At 69.4% G+C, this 18,470-nt stretch carries 16 protein-coding genes; 8 read left to right on the plus strand and 8 right to left on the minus strand.

The features are described from left to right. Positions 1-155 precede the first annotated feature (155 nt). Positions 156-563, plus strand: a complete 408-nt coding sequence (locus IAE56_RS16415; protein ID WP_200753256.1) for a YciI family protein — start codon at positions 156-158, stop codon at positions 561-563. On the opposite strand, the gene IAE56_RS16420 is transcribed toward IAE56_RS16415, so the two are convergent. Continuing rightward, positions 541-2,625, minus strand: coding sequence for an NHL repeat-containing protein (locus IAE56_RS16420; protein ID WP_200753245.1), 2,085 nt, complete (start codon positions 2,623-2,625; stop codon positions 541-543). The genes IAE56_RS16415 and IAE56_RS16420 overlap by 23 nt on opposite strands. Before the next feature lie 127 nt (positions 2,626-2,752). On the opposite strand from IAE56_RS16420, the gene IAE56_RS16425 reads away from it, so the two are divergent. Further along, positions 2,753-4,264 (plus strand): hypothetical protein, encoded by a 1,512-nt coding sequence (locus IAE56_RS16425; protein ID WP_200753246.1) that lies wholly within the window; start codon positions 2,753-2,755, stop codon positions 4,262-4,264. A gap of 2 nt (positions 4,265-4,266) precedes the next feature. Here IAE56_RS16425 and IAE56_RS16430 read toward each other — a convergent pair whose 3' ends face one another. Beyond that, entirely contained in the window at positions 4,267-5,031 is a 765-nt protein-coding gene (locus IAE56_RS16430) for a lytic transglycosylase domain-containing protein (RefSeq protein ID WP_108767573.1), read from the minus strand. Positions 5,032-5,368: 337 nt separating this feature from the next. Then, positions 5,369-6,742 carry a D-serine/D-alanine/glycine transporter gene (gene cycA / locus IAE56_RS16435; protein WP_200753247.1) on the minus strand — a complete coding sequence of 458 codons (1,374 nt, stop codon included), beginning with the start codon at positions 6,740-6,742 and terminating at the stop codon, positions 5,369-5,371. 205 nt (positions 6,743-6,947) lie between these two features. Here cycA and IAE56_RS16440 point away from each other — a divergent pair, with 205 nt between their 5' ends. Continuing rightward, complete coding sequence (locus tag IAE56_RS16440) at positions 6,948-8,567, plus strand: EAL domain-containing protein (protein ID WP_200753248.1); 1,620 nt, start codon at positions 6,948-6,950, stop codon at positions 8,565-8,567. Between the two features lie 227 nt (positions 8,568-8,794). Here the strand turns inward: IAE56_RS16440 and IAE56_RS16445 are convergent, their stop codons facing one another. Further along, the gene (locus IAE56_RS16445; RefSeq protein ID WP_200753249.1) at positions 8,795-9,979 is read right to left on the minus strand and encodes an MFS transporter; all 1,185 of its coding nucleotides are present in this window, start codon (positions 9,977-9,979) and stop codon (positions 8,795-8,797) included. Continuing rightward, positions 9,976-11,154 carry a serine hydrolase domain-containing protein gene (locus IAE56_RS16450; protein WP_200753250.1) on the minus strand — a complete coding sequence of 393 codons (1,179 nt, stop codon included), beginning with the start codon at positions 11,152-11,154 and terminating at the stop codon, positions 9,976-9,978. The genes IAE56_RS16445 and IAE56_RS16450 overlap by 4 nt, the downstream gene beginning before the upstream one ends. A 215-nt stretch (positions 11,155-11,369) precedes the next feature. On the opposite strand from IAE56_RS16450, the gene IAE56_RS16455 reads away from it, so the two are divergent. Together IAE56_RS16455 and IAE56_RS16460 are read left to right on the plus strand one after the other, a co-directional pair. Next, positions 11,370-12,269, plus strand: a complete 900-nt coding sequence (locus IAE56_RS16455) for a LysR family transcriptional regulator (RefSeq protein ID WP_164074701.1) — start codon at positions 11,370-11,372, stop codon at positions 12,267-12,269. A gap of 220 nt (positions 12,270-12,489) precedes the next feature. Next, positions 12,490-14,133, plus strand: coding sequence for an ATP-binding cassette domain-containing protein (locus IAE56_RS16460; RefSeq protein ID WP_200753251.1), 1,644 nt, complete (start codon positions 12,490-12,492; stop codon positions 14,131-14,133). A gap of 137 nt (positions 14,134-14,270) precedes the next feature. Here the strand turns inward: IAE56_RS16460 and IAE56_RS16465 are convergent, their stop codons facing one another. Next, positions 14,271-15,596, minus strand: coding sequence for a GTP-binding protein (locus IAE56_RS16465; protein WP_200753252.1), 1,326 nt, complete (start codon positions 15,594-15,596; stop codon positions 14,271-14,273). A gap of 137 nt (positions 15,597-15,733) precedes the next feature. Then, the gene (locus IAE56_RS16470) at positions 15,734-16,018 is read right to left on the minus strand and encodes a metal-sensing transcriptional repressor (protein ID WP_079220449.1); all 285 of its coding nucleotides are present in this window, start codon (positions 16,016-16,018) and stop codon (positions 15,734-15,736) included. A gap of 50 nt (positions 16,019-16,068) precedes the next feature. Between IAE56_RS16470 and dmeF the strand changes: the two genes are divergently transcribed. Continuing rightward, positions 16,069-17,067, plus strand: a complete 999-nt coding sequence (dmeF, locus tag IAE56_RS16475; RefSeq protein WP_200753253.1) for a CDF family Co(II)/Ni(II) efflux transporter DmeF — start codon at positions 16,069-16,071, stop codon at positions 17,065-17,067. A 168-nt stretch (positions 17,068-17,235) separates the two neighbouring features. Here the strand turns inward: dmeF and IAE56_RS16480 are convergent, their stop codons facing one another. Further along, positions 17,236-17,511 carry a hypothetical protein gene (locus tag IAE56_RS16480; RefSeq protein ID WP_108767564.1) on the minus strand — a complete coding sequence of 92 codons (276 nt, stop codon included), beginning with the start codon at positions 17,509-17,511 and terminating at the stop codon, positions 17,236-17,238. Between the two features lie 88 nt (positions 17,512-17,599). Between IAE56_RS16480 and IAE56_RS16485 the strand changes: the two genes are divergently transcribed. Continuing rightward, on the plus strand, positions 17,600-18,016 hold the full coding sequence (locus IAE56_RS16485; RefSeq protein WP_200753254.1) for a hypothetical protein: 417 nt from the start codon (positions 17,600-17,602) through the stop codon (positions 18,014-18,016). Positions 18,017-18,082: 66 nt separating this feature from the next. Then, positions 18,083-18,406, plus strand: coding sequence for a hypothetical protein (locus tag IAE56_RS16490; RefSeq protein WP_200753255.1), 324 nt, complete (start codon positions 18,083-18,085; stop codon positions 18,404-18,406). The last annotated feature ends 64 nt before the right edge of the window (positions 18,407-18,470 follow it).

The raw sequence follows: 18,470 nt of genomic DNA on the forward strand, positions 1-18,470 counted from the left end.
CTCCCGGCCAACCCTCACTCCCCGGGCTTTCAGCCCCCACCACGGAGGGGCTCCGCCGTTCGCCGATCCCCCGCCGCAGGCGGCCTTTCGCGCTGCAACATGCCACCACGCAAACCTGCGCCATCATGGAACCCCGCCCCCGCCAGGACCGTGCCATGCAGCAGTACCTGCTCCTCATCTACATCGAACCCGCCCTGCTGCAGGCCCTGCCCAGCGACGCGTTCAATGCACTGATGCGCGACTGCCTCGCCCACGCCGATCAACTGCAGGCCGAAGGCACCCTGCTGGCTGCACAGAAACTGCAGCCGGTCGACACCGCGCAGACCCTGCGCGTGCGCGATGGCCACAGCCGCGTGCTCGATGGCCCCTTCGCTGAAACCCGCGAACTGCTGGCCGGCTTCAACCTCATCCGCGCCCGCGACCGCGACGAGGCCATGCGCATCGCCCGCGAATTCCCCTGGGCCCGCTTCGGCAGCATCGAAGTGCGGCCGCTGGAAGACATGGACGCCGAGCGCGAGCGCTGCGGCGCGCCGCCCGCGGCTATGGCAGCAGCCGCACCCTGATCTCGCGCTTGCCGATGCCTTCGTTGCCGCTGTAGTCGCGTGCACTGCCGCGGATGATGTATTCGCCCGGCGGTAGCGCCGCCGGCTGCCAGCGCCCGGCTTCCATCAGGCCATCACGCACGGTGTTGGTGGCCAGGTAGCGGAAGCGGGTCACCGCGCTGCCATGCACGGTGATGCCGCTGTCCGGCGCATAGGCCACCTTCACCGCCTGCTTCTGCGGCGGCATGCGGTTGAACACGATGTTCCAGCGCGGCTGTTCGTAACCCTGCAGCGGTTGCCCGGCCGCGTCGAGGATCTGGTAGCCCACCTGGTACGGCCCCAACCGGCGGCGCGGCAGGTTGTTGTCCACCTGGTCCCACGCTTCCACCACGATCTGCACGCCACGCCCCTGCCGGGCCAGCATCACCACGCCGTCGCTGCCTGCGGCCAGCGGCTGGTCGTTGTCATCCAGCAGGCCGACATCGGTGATGCGCGGCGCGAAGTGATCGGCGTAGCCGGTGAAGCCCAGCGCCACCGCATTGGTCTCGAAACCGCTGGTGCCCACCTGCAGGTGCACGTGCGCCTGGCTGTTGATGCTGCCCAGACGGTCGCCAACGTGGATGCGCGTGCCGCGCCGCACGCGGATGCGCTCCAGCTTGCCGTCCTCGCCGTACAGCGGCTGCCAGCGTGCATCGAACGGCTCACCGGCAGGCGTGCGGCCCACCCGCATGTGGATGTAGTTCAGGCGCCCCACCGCCAGCCCTTCGGCCTGGCCGCCCAGGCTCCACGCCGCGACAGGGCTGCTGATCTTGCCGTCAGCGATGGCCAGCACGGTCTGCCCCACGTCGCCGCGCACGTCGAAGCCGCCGTGCAGGTGGTGGCGGCTCTCGCCGGTGAACGTGCCGCGCACTTCGCCCAGCGTGCCGACCACTTCATGCCAACCCTGCTGCGGGGCCAGCGGCCAGCGCCCGCCGGTATCGGGCAGCGCGGCGTCCGCGGCGGGCCCGACCAGCGCCGGTGCCGGCAGCGCGCCCACCGCCAGCGGCCGCACGCGGTGCACGCGGTAACCGGCGGCGTCGGCCACCAGCAGGCTGCCGTCATCCTCCACGGCCAAGCCGCTGGGGCGGGCCAGGCGCGGCAACCGGTCGTTGCCGAGCAGCGCGATCTGGTGGCCCTGCGGGGTTACCTGCACGATGCGCCCGCCGAAGTCGCCCACGTACAGCACGCCGTCGTGGGTCGTGGCCAGCGACAGCGGCCCATTGATGACGCCATCGTTGCCGACCACGGTGCTCACCGTGCCATCGGCACCGACGCGGCGCACCGCGTTGTTGAAGAAGTCGGCCACCAGCAGCGCACCGTGCGCATCGAAGGCCAGTGCCACCGGTGTATCGAAGCGGGCCTCGCCACCCACCGCATCGGCGAAGCCGGGGCGATCGCCACCGGCCAGGGTGCGCACGCTGCCATCGGTACCGATCACCCGGATGCGGTCGTTCCAGGTATCAGCCACGAACACCTGGCCCTGCGCGTCCACGGCAATGCCCATCGGGCCATCGAAGCGCGCCTGCGCGGCCGGGCCATCGGCAAAGCCCTGCGTGCCGCCGGCCACAGTGGTCACCTGGCCATCGGTGCCGATGCGGCGGATCGCATGGTTGCCGGTGTCGGCCACGTACAGGTTGCCCTGCGCGTCGGCGGCAATGCCCGACGGCGTATTGAAGCGCGCCTGCAGGCCCGGACCATCGGCCAGCCCCTCGCCCTGCCCGGCCACCGTTTCAACGCGTCCATCGGGAAGCCGGCGGCGGATGCGGTTGTTGTTGCCGGCATCGGTGAAATACACGCTGCCATCGGCGGTGCGCAGCAGCGCATAGGGCTCGGCGAAGCGCGCCTGGGCCGAGGCGCCGTCGCGGTCGCCGGGGTGGCCATCACCGGCCAGCGGCTCGATCTGCGCGGTCCAGGCCAGCGGCGTCGGCTGCGGGCCAACGGGTGCGTCCGGTGCCTGCGCGGGGCGTTCCCACCAGGTGGCCGCAAGCGCGGCTGCCGTTGCCACCACCACTACCCCCACCGCCATCCATTGCCGCCGTGCCATCGCTCGCGTTCGCCCTGCCCTGAAGAGGCCACGACGATAGACGCTGGCTGCAACGGCGTCGAGCGCGGCACTTGTAACGCTGCTGCAATCGGGCTTCAATCGGCGCACTCCATGGAAGGTGGCCTGCATGTCCCGTCCTGCGCTCGCTGTGCTGTTCGCCGCTGTACTGCTGGCCCCGGCGGCCACCTCGTGGGCACGCGGGAGCGCAGCCCCGCTTCCCGCAGCAGACACCGGGACCTCCATCGAGGCCCAGGCTGCGCACGCTGAGCGGCTGATGGACGATGGCCGTGTCCTGGAGGCGTCGCTGGCCCTGGATACCCTGCTCGCGGACCCACGCCTGGACTCGGCGCCAGTCGATGTGCGGGTACAGGCGCTGAGCGCCGCCGCGTATGCCGCCGGTGCCCTGCGCCAGTACCCGCTGGCCACCGAGCGCGCGCAGCGGGCCATCGCCCTGGCCCCGGATGCCGTGCTGCCGCTGTTCACCCTGAGCTCGATCGAAAGCGCACAGGGCCACGCAAAGCCAGCCGCCATGCTCATGGTGCGGGCCATCGGCCATGCGGTGGGACCGCTGCGGATTCCGCTGGATCATGTCGACCAGATGCAACGCGGCCTCATCCAGGCACCTACGGAACGTCGCGAGCTGCTGCAGGCCCTGTTCGACAACCACTGGCTGAGCGACGGCGACGAACCGTCCGACCTGTGGCTGATCCTGGCGGGACTGCAGCACGACGCCGGCAACGGCGATGCAGTGCGCGCGACGATTGCGCGCATTGATGGCCCGATGGAACTGATCCAGCTACGCAGCGACAAGCGCTTCGATGCCTACATCGATCGTGCCGATCCGCGTTTCAACCCGCGCATGGCCGCACAGCGCCAGCTCGATGCGCAGCGCGTGCGCGCCTCGCTCAACCAGGACGTGGATGCGAGCCTCGCCCGCCTCGCCGCTGCCGCGCTGATGCTGGGCGACAACGCGCAGGTAATGGCCATCACCGATGACACCGCCAAGGCCGTTGCCGAAGGCCTGCACTTCGTCGGCCCGCAGCTGAAGTGGGGGCCGGCGCTGCTGGCCAGCCGCGCCACCGCCCAGCACCGGCTGGGCCAGCCCGATGCCGCAGTGGATACCCTGCGCATTGCCGTACGGATGACCGAAGGCACGCCCCATGCCTCGGTGCAGCAGCTGAATCTCGGTCTGCTGCTTACAGCACTCGGCCGCTACGAGGAGGCACAGGCCGCCGTGGCCACAACCGCGCCGCTGACTGGCTACGCCACCGCCCAACGGCATTACATCCGCTTCATCGCCGCGCAGCAGAGGGGCGACAATACCGCAGCCGCTGACGCCGCACACGGCGTGTCCGAGCAGGGACCGGCGGCCGCCGACCTGCTCTACCAACTGCCACTGGCGGCAGGACGGATGAACGAAGCGACGGTCATGCTGATCGTGCAGCTGGAATCGGTGAAGCTGCGCAGCAGCGCGTTGCTGGCGTTGCAGGAGATGCGCAACGCGCCGACGCTGCCCGCCGACGCTGCCCTGCAGGCGCGCTGGCGCGAACTGGTGGCCCGGCCCGAAGTGCAGGCCGCCCTCGCCGAGGTGGGGCGCATCGATCGCTATGACCTGTTCGCCAGCGATCGCATCCGCTGAGACTACTTCGCCGGTACTTCGCTGCGGATGCCCATCGCCTCGCGATAGCGCGTGTACAGCGCCATCACCTTGTCCACGTAGGCCAGGGTTTCAGCATACGGCGGCACGCCCTTGTAGCGGGTGACCGCGCCGATGCCGGCGTTGTAGGCGGCCGCTGACAGCGCGCGGTCGCCGTTGTAGCGGCGCAGCAGTGCACGCATGTAGCGGGCGCCGCCATCGATGGACTGCTGCGGCGAGAACGGATCGCGCACGCCGTATTCCAGCGCGGTCTCGGGCATCAGCTGCATCACGCCCTGCGCGCCCTTGCTGGAGACGGCCAGCGCATCGAAGTTGCTTTCGGCGTGGGCGATCGCGCGCAGCCAGGCGTCGTCGACGCCGGTGGCCTTGGCGGCGGCCTTGAACTGCCTGGCGTGCTGGGCCAGCTGCGGCTTGCCGACCTTGCCCAGGCCCTCGTGGGCGGGCTCACCGGGCGGGGTGGCGACGGTGAATTTCAGGAACACGCGCGAGCCGGGCAGGTTGCGGGTGGAATAGACCAGCTTCCCGTCCTGCTCGCGTTCGTACAGCACGCCGCTGAAGACGCCCATGTTGCCCCACAGGTTGGGGGCTTGGATGGCGTTATCGTCGATCTCCTTCGGCGTACAGCGCGAGCCGGGCTCCGGCGCGGTGGCGAGGCTGACCGTGTTGCCCTGCACGCAGCGGTAGACCGTGCGGGCGCTGGCCAGGCCCGGCAGCAGCAACAGCGCAACGAGGGCTAGGCGGAGGGTCATGGCGGCCGGATGATCCGGCTGCGCCCGCTAATTCCGGGTGAATGGGGTGGGTTCTGGCAGGGCTGCGCCCTGCACCTGCCGAATCAACGTCAACGTCAACGTCAACGTCAACGTCAAAGGCAGAAGCTGGCTATCCGTGGGATGGCGGGGTGGGTCCGGTTGAGGGGGACGCCGTAAATACGTCCATGTAGGCTTGGTCGCGGCATCCATGCCGCTCACACCCCCTCAACCGGACCCACCCCGCCTTCGACAGTTTCCTGCGAGCTGTCGGAACAGCAAGGGGTCGGATCCCGTTGCTGCGCAACGGGCTCCGACCCCCAAATCGGGGGTCGATGGCTTACTTCGCTTTCCTGCTCCGCAGCCAGTACCCCGCGCCCAGCAGCACGAACCACACCGGGCTGGCTACCAGCGCCTGGCGGGTGTCGGCCTGCAGGCTCAGCAGTACCAGCACGCCGGCGAAGAACACCAGGCAGGCCCAGCACATGGCAACGCCACCGGGCATCTTGAAGATCGAGGCGGCGTGGCGCTCCGGGTAGCGGCGGCGGTAGACCATGTAGGCCACCAGGATCAGCGACCAGACGAAGATGAAGAGCACCGTCGCCAGCGTCGTCACCAGGGTGAAGGCGGTCACCAGGTTCGGGATCAGGTAGATCAGCAGGGTGCCACCCAGCAGGCACAGGCACGAGAACAGCAGGCCGCGGGCCGGCACCGCCGCGCGTGACAGGCGCGACAGGCCGCGCGGGGCGTGGCCCTCTTCGGCCAGGCCGTACAGCATGCGGCTGGTGGAGAAGATGCCGCTGTTGGCCGACGACGTGGCCGAGGTCAGCACCACGAAGTTGATCAGGCTGGCGGCAGCAGGAATGCCGGCCAGCACGAACAGCTGCACGAACGGGCTCTTGTCCGGCACCACCTGGCGCCACGGCGTCACCGCCATGATCGCCACCAGGGCCAGCACGTAGAAGATGATGATGCGCACCGGGATCGAGTTGATCGCCTTCGGCAGGTTGCGCTCCGGGTCGGCGGTTTCGGCGGCGGTGGTACCCACCAGCTCGATGCCGACGAAGGCGAACACCGCAATCTGGAAACCGGCGAAGAAGCCGACCAGGCCCATCGGGAACATGCCGCCGTCGTTCCACAGGTTGGACAGCGAAGCGGTATGCCCGCTGGGCGAAGTGAAGCCCCAGGCCACCAGGCCGGCACCGGTGATGATCAGCGCGCAGATGGCCACGATCTTGATCAGCGCGAACCAGAACTCCATCTCGCCGAACAGCTTCACCGTCACCAGGTTCAGGCCCAGCAGCAGCATCACGCACAGCAGTGCCGGTATCCACGCCTGCAGTTCGGGGAACCAGAACTGCGCATAGGCCGCGATGGCGATGACATCGGCGATGGCGGTGACGATCCAGCAGAACCAGTACGTCCACCCGCAGAAGAACCCGGCCCAGGGCCCGAGCAGGTCGGTGGAGAAGTCGATGAAGGATTTGTACTGCAGGTTGGACAGCAGCAGCTCGCCCATCGCGCGCATCACGAAGAACAGCATCGCGCCGATGATGAGGTAGACGAACAGGATGGACGGACCGGCCAGGCTGATGGTCTTGCCCGACCCCATGAACAGGCCGGTACCGATGGCACCGCCGATGGCGATCAGTTGCAGGTGGCGGTTGGACAGGCTGCGGCGCAGGTGTTCGGGGGGCGTGGCGGGCTCGGTCATGGGCGCGGGAAGGGGCGGGTGAAGCCTCCGACGGTAGTCCTCCGCGGCGCCGAGCGCCAGCGCTGGAAGGGCTGAAAGCGTCAACTTGGAAGCGCACGCGTCCCAACCATTTCCCCCCGGGGCCGCAACATGCTCAGATAGCGCATCCGACCAAGGACTGGCCCGCCATGCGCAGCGCCCTGCCCCGCCCCCTGGAAAACCTGCCATGAGCCGCCTGGGCGTCATCATCGCCGCGACCCTGCTGGCGATCCTGGCGGCCGTCGTGCCGATCACCGCGATGGTCTACGCCACCTGGAACAGCGCGGTCAGCCTGGAACAGGAGCGCCTGCACGAGATCGCCGAGCGTGCCCTGCGCCGCGCTGACGTCTCCTACCAGGAATCGCTGGCCGTGCTGAAGGCCGCCGAAGCCTCGCGCCTGCCGCCCTGCAGCCCCGAGCACGTGCGGCGCATGCAGACGCTGGTGATGACCACGCCCTCGGTCGACCAGATGGGCTACTTCGAGGCGGGCAAGCTGCGCTGCACCTCCTGGGGCATGTTCGAGGGCGATGTCGGCACGCCCACTCCCGACCACGTCACCAGCGATGGCGCCGGCATCACGGTGGACGTACGCCCGCAGGCCACCGAGCAGCGCAAGGTGCTGTCCATTCTGTACGGCTCCTACGACACGCTGGTCGACCCGCGCCGCTTCGTCGATGTCATCGCCGATCCGCAGGTGCGCCTGGCCCTGGCCAGCCCCGACGGCCGCCTGCTGTCCAAGCAGGACGGCATCAACCCGGACCTGCTGCTGCAGCAGCTGCGCCAGCCCGGCGAGGGCCTGGACGACGACACCCTGTACGCCACGGCCCGCAACAACGAGTGGCTGGCCATCGCCACCGGCCCGCGCACCGCCTTGGCTGCCACCTTCCGCCAGCAGGCCTGGCTGTTCGTGCCGGTGGGCCTGCTGCTGGCCGCTGCCGGCGCCAGCCTCGTGATCTGGCTGTCGCGCCGTCGGCTGTCGCTGCGCGGCGAACTGTCCATCGCCATCCGCCGCCGCGAGCTGTACCTGCACTACCAGCCCATCATCGAACTGGAGACCGGCATCTGCGTCGGCGCCGAAGCGCTGGTGCGCTGGCAGCGTCCCGATGGCACCCAGGTGCGCCCGGACATCTTCGTGCCGCTGGCCGAGGAGCACGGCCTGATCACCGCACTCACCGACCTGGTGATCGAGAACGTGGTGTCGGACATGCGCGAACTGCTGGTGCATGACCGCAGCGCGCACATCGCCATCAACCTTGCGGCCGAGGACATCATCAGCGGTCGCGCGTTGAAGTCGATCACCCAGCGCATGGCCGGCAGCGGCATCCTGCCGCAGCAGATCTGGCTGGAAGCCACCGAGCGCGGTTTCCTCGATGCCGACCGCGCCCGCACCATGCTGGCCGCCGCACGCCGTGCCGGTCACAGCATCGCCATCGACGATTTCGGCGTGGGCTATTCCAGCCTGCAGTACCTGGAGCAGCTGCCGCTGGACGCGCTGAAGATCGACAAGTCGTTCGTCGATGCCATCGGCACCGAGAGCGCGACCAGCCCGGTTACCCCGCACATCATCGACATGGCCAAGGAGCTGGGCCTGTGGGTGGTGGCCGAGGGCGTGGAGACCGAACCGCAGCTGGCCTACCTGCACAGCCAGCAGGTGCAGTTCGGCCAGGGCTGGCTGTTCTCGCGGCCGCTGCCGCGCGATGCGTTCATCGCCTTCCACCACCAGCGACAGCAGCGCTACGGCACCGCGCGGGAGGACATGCAGAATCCGCGCAGCGTGCCGATCGAGCGGGCCGCCGCGGAAGAATGACGGCCAACGGCGGAGCCCCTCGTGGTGGGGCCGCTGAAATTCGAGGGTGGGCCGGGCGGGTAGGCTGCGGCGTCCGACCACGGAATCAACAGAAAGAGCAAAGGCAAACGCGGGTCGCTGCGCTCACTGGATCGCAGCGACGCCTTCTTTCAGTAGATCCACGCCATGCGTGGATGACGCAGCCCTGGTAGTGGCGGCCGCTGGCCGGCATTCCCATGCAATGGCCGCTACCCCCAGGCCTTCGGCCGCGCCCACAACCACGCCGCGCACACCGCCAGCAGCAGCAACGGCAACCACGCCAGCTGCCCTGCCCCCGCCGACTGCAACACCACGCCGCCGGCCATGCCGCCGGCGGCAATCGCCAGGTTCCAGCCGGTTACCAGCATCGACTGCGCCAGATCGGCCGCCGCACCCGCACGCCGCGCCACTGCGGTCTGGAACAGCGTCGGCACTGCGCCAAACGCCACGCCCCACAGCACGCTGGCCAGCAGCAGCACCTGCGGCACGCCCGGCCACAGCAGCAGGGCAATCACCGCCAGCACGAAGCCGGCCACGGCCGCCCACACCAGCGCGCGCAGATGGCGATCCACGCCCCAGCCGGCAATGCCGATGCCGGCGACGGCCGCCACGCCAAACGCCAGCAGCACGCGGTCCAGCCAATGCTGCGCGTTGGCCAGGATCGCCAGCGGCTCGATGTAGGTGTAGAGCACGTTGTGCGCCAGCACGTACAGCGCCATCACCAGCAGCGTGCTGCGTACCCCGGGTAGCCGCCAGACGCTGCCCAGCGGCGTGCGCTGGCCGCCACCGGCCGCCGGCAGCGCAGGCACCGCCCAGCGCACCCAGCCCAGCAGCAGCACCGCCAGCAGGGCCATCAGCCCGAACGCCCAGCGCCAGCCGATCTGCTGGCCCAGCAGCGTGCCCGCCGGCACCCCCAGCGACAGCGCCAACGGCGAACCCACCATCGCCACCGCAATCGCCCGCCCCTGCAGTTCAGGCACCACCAGGCGCGCCGCATAGCCGGCCACCAGCGACCACAGCAGGCCCGCGCCCACACCGGCCAGGAAGCGCACCACCAGCAGCAGCGTGTAGTTGCTGGTCAGCGCGGTCAGCGCGTTGACCACCACGAAGCCGGCAATCGCCGCCAGCAGCAGGGGCCGGCGCGGCAGCCGCTGGGTCAGCGCGGTCATCGGCAGAGCCGCCAGCACCGAGCCCAGCGCGTACACGCTCACCAGCTGCCCCACCGCCGCATCGCTCACGCCCAGGCTCTGCCCCATCGGCCGCAGCACGCCGGCCGGCAGGGTTTCGGTCAGCAGGGTGATGAAGCTGCCACCGGCCAGCGCCAGCAGGCCATTCCACGGCAGACGCGTAGCCTCGCCCGCAGGCGACGACGCATGGACGGCATGCCCGCTCATCGCACCGCCTCCAGATCGCGGTACACCGCATCGCGCAGCTCATCGACGAAGGCGCCGTGCATGCCTTCGTACAGCGTGTTGGTGAGGGCCACCACGCTGAGGCCCCGCGCGGGATCGACGAACCAGCTGTGTCCATAGGCACCACCCCAGCGCCACGTGCCCACGCTTTGCGGCGTGCCCGAAGCGTCTGCATCACGCAGCACCGCAAAACCCAGGCCGAAGCCCCAGCCCGGCGGATCGGGCGGTCCGTCTTCGCCCGCCTGCAAAGCCCCCATCTCTGCAGCCAGTTCCGGCGGCAGCAACGCGGACGCCTGCACATCGCGCAGCGCTTCCAGCACGGTCATCACCTCATCGGCGCTGCCGATCAACCCGGCACCGGCCGAGGCGTAGCGACTGGGATCGGTGGCGCGCGCCAGGCTGTAGTCGATGCCCACTGTGCCGTCGAAGGGCGCGACGACCTCGCCTTCCTGCAGCCGGTGCGGCACAGGCGCATCGCTCACATAGGGCGTCGCCAGGCGCGCGCCCTGCGTGGTGCTGAAGCCGGTATCGCGCAGGCCCAGCGGCTGTGCCAGCAGGCGATCGAACAACTGCTGCAGCGTCTGTCCGCTCGCGGCTTCGGCCACGGCACCGGCCACATCCACGCCCAGCGAATACAGCCACTGGCTGCCCGGCGCGAACAGCAGCGGCACCTGACCGATGCGCTGCACGTTGTCCTGCAGGCTCAGCGGGTTGGCATCCATGCCATCGCTCACGCCGGCACGCGCATACGGCCCCTGCGCATCCGCCTCCAGGAAGCGATAGCCCAGGCCACTGGTATGGCTCAGCAGCTGCCGCAGGCTGATCGGCGGCACGCTGCCATCGGCCAGCGCCGGGCGAAAGGTCGGCAGCCAGCGCTGCACGGGTGCATCCAGGTCCAGCACGCCTTCGGCCACCAGGCGCAGGATCACGGCGGTCAGCAGCGGCTTGCTCACCGAGGCCAGGCGGAACAGCTGGTCGCGCTGCATCGGCGTGCCCGCCTCGCGGTCGGCAAGACCGGTGGCGCTCGCGTGGCGCAGCACACCGTGCTCGCGCACCAGCACCACCGCACCCACCAGGCGCTGCGGGTGGGCCTGCTGCAGCACGTGGGCCACGCCGGGCAACGTGGGCGTGGGTGCGTCGAGAGGAAGAGCGTTCATGGGGCAATCCTTTGGGGGAGGGTCGCCACGTTAGGCAGCCTGCGCCGCGGCAAAAAGCGGGTCGGCGCTCCGTGCTTCGTGGACCCCCAGGTCCGCAATCGACGGCCTGCGCGGACTGCCATGGCGCACCGGCCCTGCACCGCAGCGTTGCAACGGCCCGCTGGCCGCCCGCTGCAACTGGCCCTACCCTGCGGTTTTTCCCGCCGCGCTTCCGCATGTCCGTCCTCGACAATCTCGCCAACCTGCAGACCTTCGTGCATGCAGCCGACACCCGCAGCTTCGTCGAGACCGGCCGCCTGCAGGGCATCTCCGCCTCGGCTGCCGGCAAGTGCGTGGCGCGGCTGGAACACGCGCTGGGCGTGCGCCTGTTCCATCGCAGCACGCGCAGCATCACCCTCACCGCCGAGGGCCAGCTGTTCCTGGCGCGCTGCCGCCGCATCCTCGCCGAGCGCGATGCCGCACGCACCGAACTGGCCCAGCCGCACGCCGCACCCAGCGGCACCCTGCGCATCAGCCTGCCGCTGGTGGGCGACCTGACCCTGCCGCTGCTCGCCGATTTCATGGCCGCCTACCCGGACATCCGCCTTGACCTGGATTTCAGCGACCGCCTGGTCGATGTCATCGAAGAAGGCTTCGATGCCGTGCTGCGCGTGGGCGAGCCCAGCGATTCGCGGATGAACGCCCGGCGCCTGGGCGTGTTCCCGCGGCGCATCGTCGCCTCACCGGCCTACCTGCAGCGGCGCGGCGTGCCCAAGGCGCCGGCCGACCTGCTGCAGCACACGCTGCTGCACTACAAGTTCCCCAGCAGCGGCAAGCTGGAGCCGTGGCCGATCCAGTGGCCGGACGAACAGGCAGCACAGGAACTGCCCGTGCACATGGTGGCCAACACCATCGAAGCGCGGGTGGAACTGGCCCTGCGCGATATCGGCCTGGCCTTCGTGCCGGTGCACTCCGTGCGCGATGCCATCGCCGATGGCCGCCTGGTCACCGTGCTGGATGAGCACGTGCATTCCTGCGGCACTTTCCATCTGCTGTGGCCCTCGGGGCGGCATGTGCTGCCGAAGCTGCGCGTGTTCATCGACTTCATCGGCGCACGGCTGGATACCGTCCCGTAGCCCGGCCGCACACCGTCGCGTAGCCCAGTAGATCCACGCCATGCGTGGATGACGTGACCGTCGCCACCGCGACCATTCAGCCACCCGCGCTATACTGCCCGCTCATTCCTCCAAGAGGCTCGCGACCAATGCGCCAGTGATGCCGCCGTCTTTCCACTAGACGGCCCGACTCTTCCCGCCCCTGTGCGCAGGGGAGAACCAGGCATCCCATGGAGGTCGCATGACCACGCATTCCCTCGCGCTCGATCGCGTGTCCTATCGGTTGGCCGATGGCCGATCGCTGTTTTCCGAACTCTCGTTTTCCTTTGAACCGGTGGCTACCGGCCTCGTCGGTGCCAATGGCACCGGCAAGAGCGTGCTCACGCGCCTGCTGGCCGGGCAACTGACGCCCGACAGCGGCCAGGTACGCGGCAGCGGCCGGGTCTTCCTGCTGCCCACGCCCGGCTACCCGCCGCGCGGCACCGTGGGCGAACTGGCCGGTGTCGGCGCTGAACTGGCCGCACTGGAACGCATCGAAGCCGGCAGCATCGACGAGGCCGACTTCGCCTGCATCGGTGATCGCTGGGACCTGCGCGAACGCCTGCAGCAGCAATGGCGTGCCTTGGGCCTGCCCGATGATCTGCAGCCCACGCAGCCGGCCGCGCGCCTCAGTGGTGGCCAGGCCATGCGCGTTGCATTGTCCGGCGCATGGGCCAGCGGCGCCGACTGGCTCATCCTCGACGAACCCAGCAATCATCTGGATGCACGCAACCGCCAGCAGCTGTACCAGCAGCTGCAGCAGTGGCCGGGCGGGCTGCTGGTGATCAGCCACGACCGCGAGCTGCTGGCCCACATGCAGCAGATCGTGGAACTGGATGCGCACGGGCTGCACCGCTATGGCGGGCCGTGGCAGCACTACGCCGAGGCACGCGCCGCCGAGCGCGAAGCTGCGGCCGCCCAGCTCGACCATGCGCGCGCCCAGCACCGCCAGCAGCAGCGCAGCGCGCGCGAGCAGCACGAACGCCAGCAACAGCGGCAGGCGCGCGGCAACCGCGAGGCGAAGCAGGCCAACCAGGCGCCGATCCTGCTGGGCGGTCAGAAGCAGCGTGCCGAGGCCACCCAGGGCCGTGCGCAGCAGATCCAGGCCGACCGCCTGCAGGCCAGCGCCCAGCAGCTGCGCAGTGCGGCCGCAGCCGTGCAGGCGGCACCCGAGCTTGCACTGTTTGCCAGCGAAGGCGAGCGAGGCAGCGCGCGGCTGCTGCAGGCCCACGACCTCGTGTTGCCGCATGGCTGCAGCGCACCGTTGCAGCTGGATATCCGCCGTGGCCAGCGCATTGCCGTGGTCGGTGACAACGGCAGCGGCAAGTCCACCCTGCTGCGCGTGCTGGCGGGCCAGATGGATGCGCGTGCGGGCGAGGTGCAGCGGCATGCACCGCTCGCCCTGCTGGACCAGCAGCTGCTGGCACTGGCCGGCGATCGCAGCATCCTCGATACGGTGCAGTCGGCCAATCCCACGACCGACCCCGCCGAGCTGCGCACGCGGCTTGCCCTGCTCGGGCTGGACGCACAGCGCATCCAGCGGCCGGCCAGCAGCCTCAGCGATGGCGAGCGGGTGAAGGGCGCGCTGGCCAGCGTGCTCTATGCGCAACCGGCACCACAGCTGTTGCTGCTGGACGAGCCCGGCAACGCACTGGACCTGACCGCGCTGCAGGCGCTGGAGTCACTGTTGGGTGCATGGGAAGGCGGCCTGGTGATGGTGAGCCATGACACCCACCTGCTGCGCGCGTTGCGGCCGACGCAGGTGCTGCAGGTGGGAGCCGATGGCTGGCAGTGGCGCGACGCAGACCCGGGGTCGGATCCCTTTTGCGAAGCAAAAGGGCTCTGACCCCATCACGCGCCCGACCACGGGGTCGGATCCCTTTTGTAGAGCAAAAGGGCTCTGACCCCGGCCCGATGACCCCGCCATCCACGCACGGCGTGGATCTACCAGTAGAGCCACGCCACGCGTGGATGCCGTTGCCCTCAGCGCTTCCACACAGGAAACGCCTGCGGCAACTGCTGCCACAACAACGGCCCCGCGCGCAGTTCACTGTCATTGAGCAGGCACGCATCCAACGTCGCACGCACCGCGCGCTCATCCATGTGCACACCAATCACCACCAGCTCCTGCCGGCGGTCACCCCACAGCGGGTGCCACAGACGCGCCATCGCCGCATGCGCATCCCCATCCGGGAATTCCTCCAACCCCGGCAACGGCGCGCTCCAGCAGTCCGCCTGCTGCCGCGCCCAGCCCAGGTCGCTGTACGGCAGCGGCGTCGGCGGCAGCAGCGGCGTCGTGTCCTCTTCGCCGGCACGCACGCGCTCGCGCGCCGCATACCAGAAGCCAGCCGCCTGCGTCCGCGTCGCCGCGCCCACGCTGCTCAGTTCGCCTACCCAGTCCATGCGGTTGGCCAGCCAGAACCAGCCCTTGCTGCGGATTACCCCAGGCATGCCCTCCTGCAGCGCGCGGGCGAAACGCCCCGGATGGAACGGCCGGCGCGAGCGATAGACGAAACTGCCGATGCCGTATTCCTCGGTCTCCGGCGTGTGCTCGCCACGCAGTTCCTTCACCCAGCCCGGCGCCTGCTGCGCGCGGTCGAAATCGAAGCGACCGGTGTCCAGCAGCTCGCGCAGCGGCACGTCGCCAAACGACGACAGCAGCAGCTTTGCATCACGGTTCAGGCCACGCAGCACCGCCAGCGTGTCCTGCAGCACGTCCTCATCGGTCTGGTCGACCTTGCTCACCACGATCACGTCGGCAAACTCCACCTGCTCGCACAGCAGGTCGACCACACCGCGGTCGTCGTCCGGGCCGGCCTGCTGGCCACGCTCGGCCAGGCGCAGGGTCGAACCGAAGTCGGCCAGGAACGCGCTGCCATCGACCACGGTCACCATCGTGTCCAGCCGCGCGATGTCGCTCAGGCTGAAGCCGTGTTCGTCGCGCACCGCGAAGGTCGCCGCCACCGGCATGGGCTCGCCGATGCCGGTCGATTCGATCAGCAGGTAGTCATAGCGACCGGCGTCGGCCAGGCGTCGTACTTCCTGCAGCAGGTCGTCGCGCAGGGTGCAGCAGATGCAGCCGTTGCTGAATTCGACCAGCGTTTCCTCGGTGCGGCGCAGTTCGGCGCCCCCATCGCGCAGCAGCTGCGCATCGATGTTGACCTCGCTCATGTCGTTGACGATGACCGCCACGCGCAGGCCGTCGCGGTTGCGCAGGATCTGGTTGAGCAGGGTGGTCTTGCCGGCGCCAAGGAAGCCGGACAGCACGGTGACCGGCAGGCGGCGGTCGGCGCGGGAAACAGGGTTCATGCGGGGCGGAGGGCTGCGGATGGAAATGTTACTATATAACATTAAACGACCGCGCCGCAGCGGCGGAGTTGTCGGCCAGCGGCTGGCACTACCGGGCTGAAGCGTAGAGTCGAGCTTGCTCGACTGCCCCGCCCGGGCTATTTGCCGTAGCGGCGCAGCAGCTCCACCAGCACTTCGGCCTCGGCGGCCCGCTGCTGCGGGTCCTCGGCGGCCACCACGTGTTCCTGCAGGTGCTCGTGCAGCAGCTCCATCAGCAGGCTGTGGGCGGCGCCGCGCACGGCCGCCACCTGCACCAGCACGTCCGCGCAGTCGCCCGCCGCCCCCTCGGGGCGGTCCAGTGCCTGTTCCAGCGCTGCCACTTGGCCGCCGATGCGGCGCACCCGGGTCAGCAGTTGTTTCCGGTTCTTGTGTACATGTGCCATGGCCGTATCGTATACCCTATGGGGGTATCCTTCCACTCACGAATGCCCCCATGCACCTGGACGCCCTCGCCGCCTCCCGCCGCCACGACCACCGGTTCGACGACGGCAATCCGCTGGCCGAACGCAACACCCGCCGCGCCATGTGGCTCACCGTCAGCATGATGTTCATCGAGATCTTCGGTGGCTGGTGGTTCAACTCCATGGCCGTGCTGGCCGATGGCTGGCACATGAGCTCGCACGCCCTGGCGCTCGGCCTCTCGGTGTTCGCCTACCGCTGCGCGCGGCGCTATGCGCACGATCCGCGCTTTGCCTTCGGCACCTGGAAGATCGAGATCCTGGCCGGCTACACCAGTGCCATCGCCCTGCTCGGCGTGGCCGCCCTGATGGCCGTGCAGTCGCTGCAGCGCCTGTGGGTACCGGCGCCCATCCACTACGACGAGGCCATCCTCATCGCCGTGGTCGGCCTGGGCGTGAACCTGCTGTGCGCCTGGTGGCTGCACGACAGCCCGGGCCACGCCCACCCTCATCACGGGCACGGGCACGGGCACGGGCACGGGCACGGCCATGATCACCATGACCACGATCACTCCCATGGGCATGCGCATGGCCACGCGCACGGGCATGACCTCAACCTGCGTTCGGCCTACATGCACGTGCTGGCCGACGCCGCGACTTCGGTGCTGGCCATCGTCGCCCTGCTGGGCGGCAAGCTGTGGGGCGCCGCCTGGCTGGACCCGGTGATGGGCCTGGTCGGTGCGGTGCTGGTGACGGTCTGGGCGGTCGGCCTGCTGCGCGACAGCGGACGCGTGCTGCTGGATGCGCAGATGGATGCCCCGGTGGTGGCCGAAGTACGCGACGTGATCGAACAGGGCCCGTGGCCGGCGCGCCTGGCCGATCTGCACGTATGGCAGGTGGGCCGCGGCAAGTACGCAGTGGCTGCCAGCGTGGTCACCAGCGATGCCGACCTGGATGCAGACCAGCTGCGCAAGGCGCTGGCCGTGCACGAAGAGCTGGTGCATGTGACGCTGGAGATCCATCGCACGGCGTGAGGGTGCGGGTCTGCTCTTTGGTAGAGCCGAGCCCACGCTCGGCTGCTCCTGATTTTCTGTAGAGCCGAGCCCACGCTCGGCTGCCCCAGCCCAAAGCAGTCGAGCATGGCTCGACTCTACAAAAGCAGAGGCAGCCGAGCATGGGCTCGGCTCTACAACAGCAGTCGCCTACAGCTTCAACAGCATCCTCAACAGGTACAGCTTCAACGGCAGCGCGCTCAGCACCGCGCCGCCGATGCCCAGCCACGCGTAGCGCTCGTCACGTGCCCGTGCCGCCACGGCCAGCCCCAGCCCGACCACCGCCGAGGCCAGCACGCCCACGCTCAGCCCGGCCGCCGGTGCGCTGCCGCCGAAGGCCAGCGCCGCCAGCCAGCCTGCGCCCCATCCGGCCAGCAGTCCCAGCCAGCTCGCCAACCCGCACCACGGTGCCTTGCCCTGTGCCATCGCAGTTCCCTGGTTCTTGCCGATTATCGGTACGGGCAGGCCCCGCCCCCGCCCTACACTAGCCGCACCTGCCCTGTCGGGACATCCCATGCACGCGCTGCGCCTGCTGTTGCCCGGTGTCCTCCTGCTGCTGGCCGCCTGCTCCGGCGGCACCCAGCTGCCGTTCTCCTCCGATCCCCTGCAGGGCTGCTTCACCACCAGCACGCGCAAGCCCGCCGAGTTCCGCATCGACAAGGAAGGCGGCCAGTACTTCGTCTCCTTCGAGCGCGACGGCCACTGGCAGCGCGAACCCAACGCCCTCACCCAGGCCAGCCGCAGCGACATCGCCCGCTACTTCCGCGACGATGCCGAGCAGATCGACAGCGCGCTCCTCCGCCGCGCCGGGGGCTTCGGCCTGTTCCACACCACGCGCGGTGCCTCGATGAAGGCAAAGGCCAGTGACAGCGACTACATGGCCCTGCTGCTGATCGGCGCCGGGCCGGTGTATGCGGTGAAGTGCGACTGATCTGCAACTTTCCTGATGGCGTAGCGCCGCAGCACATCCGAGGCTGGCCACTTTGGGGGCCTCACCATGCTTTTGTCGCTGCTGCTCGCCGTGGTGCAGGTCATCACCACCGGTGCCTATGACGAGGTACGCCAGGCCGACGATGGCCGCACCCTGATACTGCGCACCATCGATTGGGACACCGACGATGGGGAGCGCACCCGGGTCACGGTGCACTGGCAGCTGCTGGACGACGGCAGCATGCTGTATGAGTACTCGCGGCAGCCGCCAGCGACGCAGGCCGTGCATCGCCGCGCCTGCGCACTGCGGGACGCCGAGCCCTCCAGCGGCGTCAGCTTCCTGGCCGGTGAGGGCACCACCCACGGCTTTGCCTGCACCAGCACCCCATAGCGCAGGCCCGCCCCCCCTGCAGCCTGACGTACGCGGGAGGGTCCACGACGCAAGCCGCCAGTGT

It is taken from the genome of Stenotrophomonas sp. S41, from assembly GCF_016624625.1.
Lineage (GTDB): Bacteria > Pseudomonadota > Gammaproteobacteria > Xanthomonadales > Xanthomonadaceae > Stenotrophomonas.